The sequence below is a fragment of the Salirhabdus salicampi genome (assembly GCF_024259515.1).
GTDB classification, from domain to species: Bacteria; Bacillota; Bacilli; order Bacillales; family Alkalibacillaceae; genus Salirhabdus_A; species Salirhabdus_A salicampi.
This window is the reverse complement of the sequence record NZ_JANBWE010000001.1, coordinates 335,364-350,544: the sequence shown is the minus strand read 5'-3', so window position 1 is coordinate 350,544 and position 15,181 is coordinate 335,364. Positions and strand designations below refer to the sequence as shown.

Below are 15,181 nucleotides of genomic sequence, written 5' to 3'. Positions count from 1 at the left end.
CCTCCTAATCGCGTGACTTCGGATCTAGTGCATCCCGAAGACCGTCTGCGACAATGTTAAATGCGATCATAATAGCAGATATAATAATTGTAGGGAAGATCATTAGATATGGGTTTGTTTGCATAGCTTTAAACCCATCGTTAATTAACGTACCTAGTGATGCAAGTGGTGGCTGCAACCCTAAACCAATAAAGCTTAAGAAAGCTTCAAAGAAGATAGCGCCAGGCATCGTAAACATCGTATTAATTATGATCATACTTAATGTGTTTGGTATTAAATGTTTTGAAATGACACGTTTATCTGAAGCACCTAATGTTCTTGCGGCTAAGACAAATTCTTGGCTCTTCAGTTTTAACACTTGTCCTCGGACTATCCTTGCCATTCCTATCCAACCGGTTAAGGCAATAGCGAGGGTAATGGCCAATATTCCAGGGTCCAATACAATAATCATTAAAATAACGAGAACTAAGTTTGGTATCCCAACTAATATTTCAATAACACGTTGCATAGCATTATCGACACGGCCGCCATAATATGCAGATATACCTCCATAAGCAACACCAAAGACCATATCAATTATCGCTGCTAAAAAGGCGATATATAAAGATACACGTGTTCCTAGCCAAACTCTCGTAAATAAATCACGACCAAGTGTATCCGTACCAAACCAGTAGTACGTATCGTGAAGCTCTTTATCAGCATAAATGTCGTAATACACGACTACAACAGCTGAATCTTCTTCCCCGTTACCTTCACTTTTTACTTTAAAGTCTATATACGTCTCATCTTCTTGACTGAATCGTTTCAATCCTTTTGCTTTGGCTTCTTCTAACGTAGCATCGCGAATGGTGTCTCGTTTTGTACCGTCAAGGCCCAACCAACGAACATCTTCAACCATCGCAACACGTGGTGGTAATTTGGAATGGCTTAAATTTTGATCATCCAGGCCGTGTTCATTTAAATAAGGCCCTACGATAGCCATTACTGTAATAAATAACAATACGAAAATTCCTAAAAGTGCACCTTTGTTTTTACGAAGGCGAATAAAGGCATCTTGCCAATACGTTAAACTTGGCTTATGAATTTTCTCACTTTCATTTTCCTTTTTGTCGGCGGGAACAAACAAATCTTTGTCTAATTTTTCTTTATCCATTAGTCCTTACCTCCCGCTAAACGAATACGTGGATCAATTACACCATATAAAATATCGACCACTAAAATAATTAATATAAAAAAGAAAGAAAACATTAATGTCGTTCCCATAATGACTGGGAAATCATTAATCATAATTGACTTAACGAATTGCTCTCCAATTCCAGGTATTGCAAAAATATTTTCAATAACTAGGGACCCTGTCATTAAACCAACTGCCATTGGACCTAGTACGGTGATTAACGGAATTAACGCATTACGTAAACCGTGTTTAAATACAACTGTTGCATTACTAATCCCTTTTGCACGGGCAGTAACAATATAATCAGACCCCATAACTTCAAGCATTTCTGTTCTCATAAACCTTGCAGCTATCGCTAGAGGGAAAATAGCTAAAGAAATTGTTGGTAATACCGTATGCTTAAACTCTCCCCAAAAAGCAACTGGGAACCAATCTAATTTTACAGCAAAGTAGTATTGTAATAGGCCTGCAAAGATAAACGAAGGTATGGATATACCGAGTACTGCAAAAATAGTAGAGGAGTAATCGATAGGTGAATTAGGATAAATAGCAGCAATTAAACCTAATAGCATACCTAAAATTGTACCTATTATTAAAGACTGTAACCCTAATTGTGCAGAAACAGGGACTCGATCTTCCATAATGGACACAACACTACGATTATCATATTGGAAAGAGATACCTAAATCCCCTTGTACTAGTCCTCCTAAATATTTTGCATACTGAACTGGTACAGGATCATTAAGGCCATACTTTTCTAATATAATTTCTTTTTGACTTTCAGACAACTTGTCTTCCATAGTTAAGGGCGTACCGGGCAACGTTTTCATAAGGAAGAAAGAAAACGTAGCAATTAACCACATTGTAATCAATAGGTATACGAGGCGCTGAATAATATACTTTGTCATTGTATCCCTCCTATTCACAAATTTTTTCCTATCTTGTCTATTAATCTCTAATTTTCAAATTATTTCAACATACCTTTTAACAGGGAAAAAGAGAGTATACGCCAGTTGGCGATATACTCTCTATTAGAGCCCTTAATCTCGTATGAGATTATCTTTAACATTTATTCTTCAATATAAGCCCACTTATAAGAGTAGTCCGCTCCCATTGGGTGGATTGCTACACCCTTAACATATGGACGTTGTAATTGTGCACTTGAACGCTGGTAAAGTGGTGCAATTGCAGCATCTTCCATAAGAACTTTTTCAGCCTCAAGGAATGCTTCAAAGCGCTCAACTGGAGAGCCAAGCAACTCATTGTTTGCTTGTTCAACTAGAGTATCAAACTCTTCGTTTGAAAAGCCCATTTTGTTGTAGCCGTTTCCAGTAGTCCACATTTCTAACCAAGTGTTAGGATCTAGATAGTCAGGACCCCATCCAGAGAATTGAAGCTCGTAATCTCTGTTAGTGTCACGATCTAGACGCTCTTTAAATGGAACGTTTGTAAGGTTTACAGTTAAACCTTCAAGATTTGTTTCAAGCTGGTTTTTAATGTATTCTTGCATTTCTTTTGCAGTATCACTGTCTCCACCTAGAAGTTCTAATTCAACAGTGTCTGTCCCTAGAGCAGCTAGTGCATCTGCCCAGTGTGCTTGCGCTTCTTCAACATTGTGAGTTAAAAGGTCTCCGTTAATGCTCCGGAAATCTTCACCTGTTTCAGGATGTGCACTGAATCCTTCAGGAACAGCTGCATTAGAAACTTTAGAACCGTTTGCTAAAATTACATCAACAAGATCTTGCTTATTAACAGCTTTAGCAATTGCAAGACGAACGTCTTTGTTCGCAAGTGGGGTATCTTCTGTTTCGTTTCCATCACCGTCAGTGAACGCCTGGTTCATTTTCAGGTAGAATAGAACCGCTTCTGGAACTTCACGGTAATCGTCATGAGTTCTGTATCTTTCGACATCTTCAGAAGCAAGACCTACACGGTCGATGTCACCATTTTCATATAGGTTAACAGCAGTTGATCTTTCTTTTACTACTTTAATGTTAATTCCGTCTAATTGAACTGTGTCTGCATCCCAGTAATCTTCGTTCTTTTCAAGCGTCCAACCTTCTTCGTGCTTCCACTCAGTCATTACGAATGGACCGTTGAATAATAGGTTTTCTGCTTCAAGAGCATATTGATCTCCTTGCTCAGTAACGAAGTCCTCATTTAATGGAAGGAACGTTCCGAACGTCATAAGAGATTCGAAATAAGGAACAGCTTTTTCAAGAGTAACTTGAAGTGTATAGTCATCAAGAGCTTCTACACCTAAGTCTTCTAATGGAAGTTCACCTTCGTTAACTTCTGTAGCATTTTTAATGATTCCGTTCATCATGAATGGACCGTACTCAGAACCTGTTTCAGGATCAATTGCACGTCTCCATGCAAATACGAAGTCATTTGCAGTTACAGGGTCACCGTTTGACCATACTGCGTTATCACGCAAGTGGAAAGTCCAAACAGTTCCATCTTCACTTATTTCAGTTTCGTCCTTAATTGCAACACCATCAACTGGTAAGTTGTCAGGACCTAGTCGATAAAGACCTTCCATAGTTTCGTTTAACCATTGGAAAGCAATTGCATCAGATGCTAGTGAAGAGTCCATAGTAGGAATCTCAGCACCATCTAAAAGATTAAGTACTTTTGGTTCGTCTTCTTGTGAATCTTCAACATCATCTTCAGCATCATCATTTCCGCCACCAGAACATGCTGCTAATACTAATCCAACAGTCAGCATAAGAACTAGTAGCAGTGACCACTTAGTCTTTCTCATTAAAAATGACCTCCCCATAAAATGTAATTTTCTGAATTTTTCGCAGACAAATATATCTACGAGTTAGATTATACAAGTTTTTAGTCTAATTTGCATTACTTTTTTTTGGTAAAAAGCACGAAACACTTAATTTTATTACGTTTCAATGACAAAAAATAGTCAAAAGGACCTATTTATCTTAACCATCTTTACACGATATATAACATTTGCAATTTTCGTGTAAAGTAACTTCTCCCATGTCTGATATCCCTCCTTTTCTACTATAAGTTATCCCTTTCAATGCTCTAGACTTACCTACATTTATGATATAATACATAAGATTTCGAAATGGAGGATGAATGAGTTGAATGGAATAAAAAATAAATGGCTGCTGTTACTTGTGAATATTGGAACTGTCATAGTCATTGCATGGTTCACATCACCTGGATTTCAATTGGAACATTACATTAACGTTTTGTTTTATGTAACATCCTTTTACTTATTTATCGGGTTTATCATGTATGTCATTTATGGTAAGTTTTTTGATGCGATTACCTTAAGCTTCCAAAGAGTTGGAAAAACCCTTTCAAAATCGAAGGATTACTTAGAGGATATAGACGACAGACCATTACCGTCAGAAATTATAAATAAGAATGTATTAACGTTATTTCTATTTCAGGGGGTAAGTTTGCTCTTCATACTACTTGCATTACTTTATTTGTACTATCAATAAACTTGTGAAGAAAAGTTGCACATTATCTTGTTTTTTTCTATAATTTGTACACAAACATATACGACAAACGAAGAAAAAGTTTAGTACAACAAATCCTCTGTTTTATAGAGAGTCTGTGGTGGTGGAATCAGACAACAAGATTATGTTGGAATTGGGGCTTTGGAGTTGTGTATCAAACACCGTAATCCCTACGTTATCGGGAGCTTCATTTTTGAGGCACTAAGTGATCTTTATCGCTGATAAAGATAATTAGGGTGGCAACGCGGTTTATTCGTCCCTGTTTTATGGGATGAGTGAACCTTTTTTTAATTCGTTAAAATTTTATAAAAGAGGTGGAATACATGAAAACAATTTTTTCGGGTATACAGCCGTCAGGTACACTAACAATCGGTAATTATATCGGTGCTATGAAACAATTTGTAGAATTGCAGGATGATTACCAATGTTATTTCTGTATTGTGGATGAACATGCAATTACAGTTCCTCAAGACCGACTTAAGCTCAGAGAAAACATTCGATCATTAGCAGCTTTATACTTGGCATCTGGCATTAATCCAGAGAAGTCTGTACTATTTATCCAATCAGAAGTTTCAGCGCATACACAACTAGGTTGGATGTTACAATGTGTTGCCTATATAGGTGAGCTAGAAAGAATGACACAATTTAAAGATAAATCTAAAGGGAAAGAAGCGGTTTCCGCCGGACTATTAACATACCCTCCTCTCATGGCAGCAGATATCTTATTGTACAACACAGATATTGTCCCGGTAGGAAACGATCAAAAACAGCACTTAGAATTAACGAGGGATTTAGCTGAACGATTTAACCGCAAATATAATGATATATTCACGATTCCGGAAGTTAGAATGCCGAAAGTCGGCGCAAGAATTATGTCATTACAAAACCCGACAAAGAAAATGAGTAAATCAGACGAAAACAACAAAGCATCAATCTTTATTTTAGATGATGAGAAAACAGTAGAGAAAAAGATTAAAAGTGCTGTTACAGATTCAGTAGGTACGATCAAATACGACCCTGAAAATCGACCTGGGATTTCTAACTTGATTACAATTTATACGAGTTTTAGTGATGAAACAATCGAAAGTATTGAAGCAAAATACGAAGGTAAAGGGTACGGTGCATTTAAAGAGGATTTGGCGAACGTTGTAATTGAAGGACTCTCGCCTATCCAAGAACGTTATTATGAATTGATTAATTCCAATGAGCTTGATGAGGTATTGGATCATGGTGCTGAACAAGCTAACTTTCAAGCAATGAAAATGATTCGAAAAGCGAAAAAAGCAATGGGTCTTGGGCGGGTAAAAAAACGTAAGTAAACAAAAAAGGGCCGTAAGACAGTACAATCGTCTTACGGCTTTTAATTATATGCTTGATTTGACGAAGGATTTGAAGAGCTAATGTGACCTTGCTCTAGTTCCCATAACTTTTCAAAAAACGGTTGTCCTCTTACCATTTTACGACAAATTTCTTCATGATCACTACTCCAACCATCCTTAAACCCATCGTATAATTTCTGCCACACTTCCTCAAACTCCATTTGTTGAATTTTTTCATAGTTTCCCGGTGCCCATTCTGTTAACCAGTAACGTAATTCTGCTACATGTGCGGTTTGTTTTAATTGATCAATTATCATCATTAAAATTTGTTTTAATTGCCGTTCCTTCCGAGTTAACCCAACCATTTGCTCTGGTGGAAGGGAAAGTGGATGATACTCCTTTTGTGGTGGAGTAAAGGAAAAAGAGGTTGGTTCTAACTTATTGATCATGTCATATACTAACCTCTCTTGTCGTGGTATTAAACGGCTTTTTCGTATTGGTACAGAATAGCCCATCGTATCAACTGCTATGATTGATATTCCGTCCGTTGCAACAAAAGCGTAATCAATTGGTACTCTCTCTTGATTGCGACGCAGGTAAGCTCTTTGATAAACATTTTCTAATAAAGACTTCGGCAGCTCTTGTAAATCGTTCTCAATATAATGAAACAAAACTTCCGTTACATAAAGTAATGGCACTTGATCCAGGAGTTCAATTCCGTCCTCTTTTCTCCATTCGTGAAAGTGGCATACATTATATCCATTTTCTTCTCCTTCAAACCAATTCACCCATACATCATGAAGATACATCATCCGAAACCCTCGCTTTATAAATCTTCTTTCTATGTACATTATGGCCAAATGTGGAATTTTTATTCTTATAAACCAAAGGTTGTCTTAATCAATAGGATATTGAAAAACTGTCATCGTTATAATTAAAATACCTAAGGGGAATAGATAACATTCAGGTCTACCCTTGACAAAAAGAAAGTATTCGAACCAGGTAAAACCTATCGGTATAAGATTTAAATAAGCAATTAATGTGACACCACCGGCTGTCGCAAAACCGAATCCTATTAAAAACCAAAATATATACCACATAGCTTTTTCTCCTCCGGGCATGTCCAATATATTACCATCGTATGATTTAATAGAGACTGATATACGTTGTATTGTATATAATTAAAAATTTCTTTACTTCATAGAGAAAAACCGTTAACTTATACATGGTAGGAATATGAAAGAGAGGGGAACATATGACCCAAAGACGTTTACTACGTAAAAGACGTAGAAGAAAACAAAGACGCAATTTTACCATTCTATTCTTCTGCCTGTTCGTAATCGGCACTATATCCTACTCTCTTTATGAGTACTATGCCGGTAAGAGTTCAGCATCTGATCATAAATCTGAGGAGCAGCAAAAACAGAGCGAGGAATATGAAGATGAATTTCAAGGGGAAACTGATATAACTGGGAAAACAAACGTCTTAATTCTTGGTGTTGATAGTAGAGATGAAGAGAAAGCAAGAACAGACACAATTATGATTGGCCAATATGATACCGAGCAAGAAACGGCCAAGATTGTTTCTATTATGCGTGACACATATGTATATATTCCGGGCTATGGATACAACAAAATTAACTCTGCATTCTTTCACGGAGGACCTGAATTACTTAGACAAACACTAAAAGCAAATTTTGATATTAATGTTGAATACTACGCGATTGTAGACTTCCAAGGGTTTATACAAGTTGTAGATACGATAGCTCCTAAAGGTATTGAAATAGATGTAGAAAAGTATATGAGTGAAAACCTTGATGTAGAATTGTTTCCGGGATTGCAAAGGTTAAATGGTAAAGAGTTATTAGATTATGCTCGATTCCGACAAGACCACGAAAATGATTTCGGCCGAGTTCGCCGACAACAACAGGTGATAGGTGCTTTAAAAGACGAATTTCTATCTATAGCTGGTGTCATGAAACTCCCCCGGGTTGTTGGCACAATCCAACCATATGTAGATACAAATATGAAAACAACGAAGATATTATCAATTGGAAAAGAATTCGTCCTTAACCCTGTAGGTGATATTGAATCATTAAGAATCCCTATTGATGGTACTTTTTGGGATGAAACTTACGAACATGCTGGTGCAGTATTAGCTATTAATGAAGAAGAAAATCGTAAAGCATTACAACAGTTTTTGAATGAGGATGAGTGAGAATACAAAAAAAGCGACCAACCCTTGGGATTAGTCGCTTTTTTCTTATTGCTCAAACTTTTTAAATATTAAGCTTACATTATGTCCACCGAAACCTAGTGAATTACTCATAACTGCTTCAACATTTTCTTCCTTCGCCTTATTCGGTACATAATATAAGTCACAATCAGGGTCTTCTGTTTCATAATTGATGGTTGGTGGGATAACACCTGATTGAATCGATTTCACAGATATAATGGACTCTACTGCACCAGCAGCACCAAGGAGGTGTCCAGTCATTGATTTCGTCGAACTTACATTTAGGTTATATGCATGTTCATTGAACACATCTTTAATTGCCATTGTTTCAAACTTATCATTTAATTCTGTACTAGTACCGTGAGCATTTACATATTGTACAGAGGTTGGTTCAAGGCCTGCATCCTCGAGCGCTTGCTTCATCGCACGAGAAGCCCCTTCTCCTCCAGGAGCTGGTGCAGTAATGTGATACGCATCCCCTGTCGAACCATATCCTACAATCTCAGCATAAATCTTTGCACCACGTTTTTGTGCAGACTCTAACGTTTCTAGTACTAAAATACCTGCTCCTTCACCCATAACAAATCCGTCACGATCCTTATCGAACGGACGGCTCGCTTTGGATGGATCCTCATTAAAAGATAATGCACGGGCTGAAGAGAATCCTGCGAATGCCATATTTGTAATAGGTGCTTCCGTTCCACCAGTGATCATAAAGTCAGCATCTCCACGTTGGATTACTTTAAAAGCGTCTCCAATGGAGTTTGCACCAGAAGCACAAGCCGTTACACTACAAGAATTAATTCCTTTTGCACCTAATGTAATAGAGACTTGTCCTGCTGCCATGTCTGGAATCATCATTGGAACAAAGAAAGGACTTACACGGCGATAACCTTTACTGAAGAACTTTTGTGATTGCTCTTCATATGTAGCCATACCACCAATTCCAGATCCAATCCATACACCTACTCGCGGAGCAATATCCTCTGTAATCTCAAGGTTAGCATCTTTCACAGCTACTGTTGAAGCCGCGACTGCGTATTGTGTGAATAAATCCATCTTTCTCGCTTCACGTTTATCCATATAATCTGATGGTTCAAAGTCCTTTACCTCTGCAGCAACTTTTGCTGGAAAGTCATCACGATTCACTCTCGTCGTAAAATCGATCCCTGAATTACCTGCTACTAAATTATCCCACATTGTTTCTACATCATTTCCTACGGGTGTAATTGCACCCATTCCTGTAATTACTACACGTCGTTTCTCCATTTTATTTCCTCCTTCCTTACTTTCCCCAACGAATTGCAACTGCTCCCCATGTTAGTCCGCCACCAAAGCCGACTAAAACCACAAGGTCATCTTCCTTAATCTTACCGTTTTTTACATCTTCAGATAAAGCAATTGGGATAGAAGCTGCAGATGTATTGCCGTATTTATTGACATTCACCGCCATTTTTTCTTCCTCAATACCAAGTCTTTCCCTGGCAGCCTCCATAATACGAATGTTGGCTTGGTGTGGAATTAAATAATCCACATCTTCTTTATTAAGACCAATCTTTTCGACTACATTAACCGCTGACTCTCCCATTTGTCGAACTGCAAATTTAAATACTTCTCTTCCATTCATAATGATATACTCATCTTGGTATAGATGCTTGGAGCCTGTACCATCAGCACCTAGTTCAAAGGATAGTATTCCTTTTCCATCCTCCACTTGACCGAGGACAGTTGCGCCGGCACCATCTCCAAATAAAACACAAGTATTACGATCTTCCCAATCAACAATTTTAGATAACTTCTCTACGCCAACAACTAACACATTCTTGTATACACCTGATTCAATAAACTGTTTAGCTGTTGCTAACCCATACATGAAGCCTGAACATGCAGCACTTATATCCATTGCCGCTGCCTTTTTAGCCCCAAGTCTTTCTTGAAGTTGACATGCAACAGAAGGAAAGGGATAATCCGGGGTAACTGTTGCCACTAAAATTAAATCTAAATCTTCTCCATTGACTTCTGCGTCTTCCAACGCACGAACGGCCGAAAAATATGCCATATGTGATGTATCGATGTCATCACTTGCAATTCTTCTTTCTTCAATCCCCGTTCTAGTTCGTATCCATTCATCATTTGTATCTACTATTTTTTCTAAGTCCGCATTCGTCAAAACTTTTTCCGGAACATAATGGCCAACACCAATAATTCCTGCGTTCATTTATGTTCATCCCCTTAATGGTAAAATAAAATATATAATCAATTATTATGACCTGGTATTAATTTTAATAAAAGAATTTACTTATTTCAAGTTAAACGATTCGTTTAGATAAAGGATAGATTAGGTAGAACCAATAATACGACCAAAGGCTTATTTATTCATTTGGCAAATTTCCAGTATCTATATACCGCTGAACGACTTTCTTAATTTTATTTTCTATCTTCCAAGGAACTTCTTCACTAAACTCACCCATTGTGATAACTCCATCGGCAAAATCAAAAAATAAAATTCCGCTTGTTAATTGATCGTTAAAAAATCTTTCAGCTACAACGACATATAGACGATCGACGTGTTGTACTGTACTCGTTAGTATTGTAGATTCTCCTAGATGTATTTGATCGGATATAAACCCAATAGCGTAAAGGCCATTTTTTTTAATTTCATTAATAACTGGTACATTATAGCCATCTCCAGCAGGATAAAATACATCAACATGTTCTTCTTCCATTTCATGAAAAATATCCAATGCAGTTTCCCTATCATCCCAACTGTTTACATATTCAATATCTACTTTAATATCAGGATTTACATACTTTGCTCCTTCGTAAAAACCTTCTACTTCGGGTTGCCATTCATATGCTGCTATTACCCCGACGTGATTGGTATTCGTCATCGATGCAGCGACCATACCAGCAAAGAACCCCATCGCATGTGCATTGAAATTAATACTCATCACATTAGAGCTAAAGGTGTTTCCATTAAAATATACGAATTGTATATCCGGGTAGTCATCACTTATTTCTTGAAAAAATCTTCCGAAATTACTACTATGTCCAAATATTAACTTTACATCATTGTCAGCAAATTCAGCTACAGCCCGATTCACTTCAATTTGTGATTTAACTCCTTCTTGGTAATATACATTGGCTCCTAGCTCTTCCTTTATTAACATCAGGCCATTATGCCCTTTTTCTCCCCAAGTTTGATCCTCAATTGACCCTTCTATTAATAAACCAACATTTTTTGTTTTCTCTTCTACATTTGAACAGCTTGTCAAAATGAATACTATAAATAACATGTGTAACCATCTTTTGTACACGTAGTTGCACTCCAATCAGTAGATCTCATCTCATTCTCCTATTGTCCCTAGTACTATTTTACCGGTTTTACATGAACAATTAAACGAAAAATGCTAAAGTTCATAATAAAACGGAAATTTTTCTTTATGCTGTTCAATGTAACGGAAAATTTCTTCATTCGTTTTAGTTCTATACATAATAACGTTTCCCTCTTTTAAACTTAATGCTCGTTCGGAAGCCTCGCCTATGATACGGACAGGGGAACGCAATATCGTATTTTCATGTATACATGTGAAAAGCCAATTGACGAAATCATTGATATCGACAACAGCATTCTCGTTCTTTCTCTTTTCTAACGTGTCTAATGGCATCCATGGACCCACTAAGGTAGGAACTGCTAACTTCATATATCCCTTTTCATTTTCTCCATCATCTACAAGTTCATCCATAATTTGAATGACATGATCCTTATCCTCTCCTAAAAAAGAATGAGGTGGTGTTCCTATTGAAATGAAATAATTCATTCTTTCACGCTGTACGTTATCTACCTCTGCTTTATATTGAAACTGTGCGTTTCGACCAATCATATCCATTAAAAATTCTTCTCTTGGATTAGGGTGCGGATGTATACCCGTCACATCCCACCCTTCCGCAAGGCATTTTTCTGTCACATGGTACCCGATCCAATGAAAACAGTTATAAATAGCAACTTTCATGCGCTTCCCCCCACACAAACTACAATAAAAAATATGTAAGTAAGATAGTTATTATTTATTTTTTCATAACCCTTTGGTAAAATAATTAACAGAATGCACAATTAAATGAGGTGAAACCATGCGATATTTAGTTACATTGCTTTGGAGTTTTCTATTAAGCGGAATGGTTGTATATGTAGTAAGTAGCATGAGCGGTATCGAGTTTAGTGGTACTGGTGTAGTATTATTGGCCATTGCATTTACAGTATGCTCAATCGTCTTAGGTGACGGTGTTCTAAAAGAAGAAACCGACGTATCGTAAGTAGTTTCCTCCTTCCACTTTTGAGGAAGGAGGAATTTTCTATTTAAAACCATGGTAAAAGAGTTAGGGCCGTAAGAGCAGCAAGTGGAATAACTAACCTTTGGAACCTACCGCCTGGATACCCGTTATGAGGGTTCCAGTAAGGATACGGATATCCCCATTGACGGTCCATCATGACGTTTTGACTACCGAATTGCATATGTTCTGAACCAATCGGAACTGCCAAAGTAACATTTTCTGTGTCTACGTCTATGATAATTCCGTCAAATTTTCCACCATCCGCTGTTTCAAGCAGCACATATTTGTTGATATGTGATTTACACATAGATAATAACTCTTGCTTTGAATGTGTTGGATACATATGTCTCAATCCTCCTTCATATGATTACTTTATTCAATAGTTGTTTATCCCGTGTCTTTCAGTTGGAGAATTTTCAGTAACAAATTTTCAGGAGGTTATGGAGGTTGGATGTTTATGAATGAATTATGGATAATTATTAAATACTTTTTACTGGGCCTGTTTCAAGGATTTACTGAACCGATTCCAATCTCTTCTAGTGGACATTTATTGTTTGTTCGTAATTTCTTTAACTTAGATGAGCTTGGCATCACTTTTGAAGGATTCGTTAATTTCGGGTCTTTAATCGCAGTCCTAATCATTTATCGCCAAGATATTATTAGAATGGCAATCAATAGCTTTACATTCCTATTTACTAGGAATGAAAAAGGAAAGAAAGATTTCTTCTTTGTTCTTTTGCTCGTTATTGCAACACTGCCTGCAGCTATATTTGGACTTTTATTTGAAGATTGGATTAGTGAGACGTTTAGTTCAGTGAAGATGGTAGGAATTACACTCTTTATTACGGGGGTAGCCCTGTGGATTATTCGAAATATACGTGGAAATAAGCAAGATGGAGATTTAACGTATAAAGATGCTATTATTGTTGGACTAGCCCAAGCAGCAGCCCTTATGCCTGGTATTAGCCGTTCGGGAGCAACCATTGTAGCGGCAATGCTTCTAGGTATGAAACAAGAAACCGCCCTGCGTTTTTCATTTCTCTTATATATACCTGTAAGTGTAGGAACGATGGTGTTCTCAGTTTCCGATATTGTACAAAACCCAAATTTTGATACTATGTTCATACCATTATTAATAGCACTTATTGCAGCAGTTATTGCTTCTTATTATGCTTTAAAATGGTTTATGGGGATTATGGCACGAGGAAATTTAAAATATTTTGCCTGGTACTGCTTTATCGTAGGTATACTAGCATTTCTCTTTCTATAAGATAAAAAAGGATTCGTTCAAAGAACGAATCCTTTTTTGGTTTTAATCTGGAATACCTAAAGCAATCTTTGCATAACGTGACATACGATCCTTCGTCCAAGGTGGATTCCAAACGATATTTACGTTTATATCTTTTACTTCTGGAATATCAGATAAAACGCGTCGAACATCTTGTTCAATGTGTCCTGCCAGTGGGCAACCCATTGCTGTTAATGTCATTGTAACGGTAGCAGTACCTTCATCATCAATATCTACACCATAAACTAAACCAAGGTTTACAATATCAATCCCTAGTTCTGGGTCAATAACATTTTCTAAGGCACCCATCAAATTCTCTTCAAGTGCTTTATCCATAGCTTTGTTAATCCCCCTTTACTTCAATTATATACTCATTATATACAAAACCAATAAGTATTTAAAATTTGATTCACCATCCATTATACTTTACAATCGTTCCTCAAACCAGTGTACTGTTTGTAAAATCGCATCTCTACTCACTTTGTGTCCTCTTCCTATATCCCGAATAAAACGAATATTTTCCTCAGTAGTATATGTTTCTTTTACTTCCTCATAAAAAGAATAAGCTTGGTCAAATGGAACTACTGGATCTTCATCCCCGTGCCAAAACAAAATTGGACGATTGTTAAGTTTATCTGTATGGTTCGCCAAATCAATTTTCCCAATCATTGCATACATTTTCTCAATCTCATCATCTGTAATCGGTAAGGATGAACCAAGTTTTTTCTTTATGTCATCCAATAAAAATGTTGCCATATCTGTTAACTTCGGTGAACCCATTAATACAGCTGCCGTTTTAATCCAGTCATATTGACCTAAGGCTGCACTTGTTGTGATTCCTCCCATACTCGTACCGGCTAACCCTATTCGATTATCTTTAATCCAATTGTTTTTCTCTGCTTCTGTTTTTATAATGGATATTTCTTGAATGTTTTGAAAGATAATATTCCAAAACTCATATTGTATTTCTTCAGTCGAAATACCATTATCTCTTTCACCATGGTGAATGCTGTCAGGTAAAAGAACACGGTATCCTTTCTGTGCCATTAGATATGCAAAAGGCAGGTTATGCTCTTTTGCACTTGTAAATCCGTGATAGTAAATAATTAGGGGCAGTGGTTTGTCCGCTCGTTCTTGTTCAGTTACCACTAAGGTTGGGATACTTTGTATCATAATATTCTCCACAATTACCATTTGCTATAATCCTTCTTTCGTTGTTATTTGTCTAATATTACAAATTTATCAGAATCCTTTATGTAATACCATTTTTTCATTCTTTTTAAATGGAAAATCTCTATATGAATAAAATATAATCATCCACGAAATTATGCTTTACTT

At 36.9% G+C, this 15,181-nt stretch carries 17 protein-coding genes and 1 other annotated feature; of the genes, 5 read left to right on the top strand and 12 right to left on the bottom strand.

Annotation, left to right across the window (positions count from 1 at the left end; translation table 11 throughout):
- Positions 1-4 precede the first annotated feature (4 nt).
- The 3 genes from opp3C to NLW78_RS01870 form a co-directional block, all read right to left on the bottom strand.
- The gene (opp3C, locus tag NLW78_RS01880) at positions 5-1,153 is read right to left on the bottom strand and encodes an oligopeptide ABC transporter permease (RefSeq protein WP_254494764.1); all 1,149 of its coding nucleotides are present in this window, start codon (positions 1,151-1,153) and stop codon (positions 5-7) included.
- Positions 1,153-2,082, bottom strand: coding sequence for an oligopeptide ABC transporter permease (gene opp3b, locus NLW78_RS01875; protein WP_254494761.1), 930 nt, complete (start codon positions 2,080-2,082; stop codon positions 1,153-1,155). The genes opp3C and opp3b overlap by 1 nt, the downstream gene beginning before the upstream one ends.
- A 161-nt stretch (positions 2,083-2,243) precedes the next feature.
- The gene (locus NLW78_RS01870) at positions 2,244-3,938 is read right to left on the bottom strand and encodes a peptide ABC transporter substrate-binding protein (protein ID WP_254494759.1); all 1,695 of its coding nucleotides are present in this window, start codon (positions 3,936-3,938) and stop codon (positions 2,244-2,246) included.
- Between the two features lie 343 nt (positions 3,939-4,281).
- Here NLW78_RS01870 and NLW78_RS01865 point away from each other — a divergent pair, with 343 nt between their 5' ends.
- Complete coding sequence (locus NLW78_RS01865; protein ID WP_437181940.1) at positions 4,282-4,650, top strand: DUF3899 domain-containing protein; 369 nt, start codon at positions 4,282-4,284, stop codon at positions 4,648-4,650.
- A gap of 61 nt (positions 4,651-4,711) precedes the next feature.
- Positions 4,712-4,932 (top strand) — a binding site (T-box leader).
- Between the two features lie 59 nt (positions 4,933-4,991).
- Positions 4,992-5,987: a tryptophan--tRNA ligase gene (trpS, locus tag NLW78_RS01860; RefSeq protein ID WP_254494754.1), complete on the top strand. Its 996-nt coding sequence runs from the start codon at positions 4,992-4,994 to the stop codon at positions 5,985-5,987.
- 41 nt (positions 5,988-6,028) lie between these two features.
- Here trpS and NLW78_RS01855 read toward each other — a convergent pair whose 3' ends face one another.
- On the bottom strand, positions 6,029-6,799 hold the full coding sequence (locus NLW78_RS01855; protein WP_254494734.1) for a YjbA family protein: 771 nt from the start codon (positions 6,797-6,799) through the stop codon (positions 6,029-6,031).
- Positions 6,800-6,883: 84 nt separating this feature from the next.
- Positions 6,884-7,087 carry a YuzI family membrane protein gene (locus NLW78_RS01850; RefSeq protein ID WP_254494731.1) on the bottom strand — a complete coding sequence of 68 codons (204 nt, stop codon included), beginning with the start codon at positions 7,085-7,087 and terminating at the stop codon, positions 6,884-6,886.
- Positions 7,088-7,242: 155 nt separating this feature from the next.
- Here NLW78_RS01850 and NLW78_RS01845 point away from each other — a divergent pair, with 155 nt between their 5' ends.
- Entirely contained in the window at positions 7,243-8,205 is a 963-nt protein-coding gene (locus NLW78_RS01845) for an LCP family protein (protein WP_254494728.1), read from the top strand.
- Positions 8,206-8,250: 45 nt separating this feature from the next.
- Here NLW78_RS01845 and fabF read toward each other — a convergent pair whose 3' ends face one another.
- The 4 genes from fabF to NLW78_RS01825 all read right to left on the bottom strand — a co-directional run bounded on the left by fabF (position 8,251) and on the right by NLW78_RS01825 (position 12,236).
- Entirely contained in the window at positions 8,251-9,492 is a 1,242-nt protein-coding gene (fabF, locus tag NLW78_RS01840) for a beta-ketoacyl-ACP synthase II (protein ID WP_254494725.1), read from the bottom strand.
- 16 nt (positions 9,493-9,508) lie between these two features.
- The gene (locus NLW78_RS01835; RefSeq protein ID WP_254494715.1) at positions 9,509-10,441 is read right to left on the bottom strand and encodes a beta-ketoacyl-ACP synthase III; all 933 of its coding nucleotides are present in this window, start codon (positions 10,439-10,441) and stop codon (positions 9,509-9,511) included.
- A gap of 154 nt (positions 10,442-10,595) precedes the next feature.
- A complete protein-coding gene (locus NLW78_RS01830) occupies positions 10,596-11,540 on the bottom strand; it encodes a BMP family ABC transporter substrate-binding protein (RefSeq protein ID WP_254494711.1) in 945 nt (314 codons plus the stop codon).
- 93 nt (positions 11,541-11,633) lie between these two features.
- Positions 11,634-12,236: a hypothetical protein gene (locus tag NLW78_RS01825; RefSeq protein WP_254494708.1), complete on the bottom strand. Its 603-nt coding sequence runs from the start codon at positions 12,234-12,236 to the stop codon at positions 11,634-11,636.
- A 118-nt stretch (positions 12,237-12,354) separates the two neighbouring features.
- Here NLW78_RS01825 and NLW78_RS01820 point away from each other — a divergent pair, with 118 nt between their 5' ends.
- Complete coding sequence (locus tag NLW78_RS01820; protein WP_254494706.1) at positions 12,355-12,537, top strand: DUF2929 family protein; 183 nt, start codon at positions 12,355-12,357, stop codon at positions 12,535-12,537.
- A gap of 43 nt (positions 12,538-12,580) precedes the next feature.
- Here the strand turns inward: NLW78_RS01820 and NLW78_RS01815 are convergent, their stop codons facing one another.
- Positions 12,581-12,898: a hypothetical protein gene (locus NLW78_RS01815; RefSeq protein ID WP_254494703.1), complete on the bottom strand. Its 318-nt coding sequence runs from the start codon at positions 12,896-12,898 to the stop codon at positions 12,581-12,583.
- Between the two features lie 114 nt (positions 12,899-13,012).
- On the opposite strand from NLW78_RS01815, the gene NLW78_RS01810 reads away from it, so the two are divergent.
- Entirely contained in the window at positions 13,013-13,825 is an 813-nt protein-coding gene (locus NLW78_RS01810; RefSeq protein ID WP_254494701.1) for an undecaprenyl-diphosphate phosphatase, read from the top strand.
- Between the two features lie 42 nt (positions 13,826-13,867).
- On the opposite strand, the gene NLW78_RS01805 is transcribed toward NLW78_RS01810, so the two are convergent.
- Positions 13,868-14,179 (bottom strand): metal-sulfur cluster assembly factor, encoded by a 312-nt coding sequence (locus tag NLW78_RS01805; RefSeq protein ID WP_254494698.1) that lies wholly within the window; start codon positions 14,177-14,179, stop codon positions 13,868-13,870.
- Between the two features lie 90 nt (positions 14,180-14,269).
- A complete protein-coding gene (locus NLW78_RS01800; protein ID WP_254494695.1) occupies positions 14,270-15,016 on the bottom strand; it encodes a prolyl oligopeptidase family serine peptidase in 747 nt (248 codons plus the stop codon).
- Positions 15,017-15,181: the final 165 nt, after the last annotated feature.

Bases quoted from the DNA above. Each gene is read 5' to 3' on its own strand.
- opp3C (WP_254494764.1), bottom strand. From the start codon at position 1,153: ATGGATAAAGAAAAATTAGACAAAGATTTGTTTGTTCCCGCCGACAAA.
- opp3b (WP_254494761.1), bottom strand. From the start codon at position 2,082: ATGACAAAGTATATTATTCAGCGCCTCGTATACCTATTGATTACAATG.
- NLW78_RS01870 (WP_254494759.1), bottom strand. From the start codon at position 3,938: ATGAGAAAGACTAAGTGGTCACTGCTACTAGTTCTTATGCTGACTGTT.
- trpS (WP_254494754.1), top strand. From the start codon at position 4,992: ATGAAAACAATTTTTTCGGGTATACAGCCGTCAGGTACACTAACAATC.
- NLW78_RS01855 (WP_254494734.1), bottom strand. From the start codon at position 6,799: ATGATGTATCTTCATGATGTATGGGTGAATTGGTTTGAAGGAGAAGAA.
- NLW78_RS01850 (WP_254494731.1), bottom strand. From the start codon at position 7,087: ATGTGGTATATATTTTGGTTTTTAATAGGATTCGGTTTTGCGACAGCC.
- NLW78_RS01845 (WP_254494728.1), top strand. From the start codon at position 7,243: ATGACCCAAAGACGTTTACTACGTAAAAGACGTAGAAGAAAACAAAGA.
- fabF (WP_254494725.1), bottom strand. From the start codon at position 9,492: ATGGAGAAACGACGTGTAGTAATTACAGGAATGGGTGCAATTACACCC.
- NLW78_RS01835 (WP_254494715.1), bottom strand. From the start codon at position 10,441: ATGAACGCAGGAATTATTGGTGTTGGCCATTATGTTCCGGAAAAAGTT.
- NLW78_RS01825 (WP_254494708.1), bottom strand. From the start codon at position 12,236: ATGAAAGTTGCTATTTATAACTGTTTTCATTGGATCGGGTACCATGTG.
- NLW78_RS01820 (WP_254494706.1), top strand. From the start codon at position 12,355: ATGCGATATTTAGTTACATTGCTTTGGAGTTTTCTATTAAGCGGAATG.
- NLW78_RS01815 (WP_254494703.1), bottom strand. From the start codon at position 12,898: ATGTATCCAACACATTCAAAGCAAGAGTTATTATCTATGTGTAAATCA.
- NLW78_RS01810 (WP_254494701.1), top strand. From the start codon at position 13,013: ATGAATGAATTATGGATAATTATTAAATACTTTTTACTGGGCCTGTTT.
- NLW78_RS01805 (WP_254494698.1), bottom strand. From the start codon at position 14,179: ATGGATAAAGCACTTGAAGAGAATTTGATGGGTGCCTTAGAAAATGTT.
- NLW78_RS01800 (WP_254494695.1), bottom strand. From the start codon at position 15,016: ATGATACAAAGTATCCCAACCTTAGTGGTAACTGAACAAGAACGAGCG.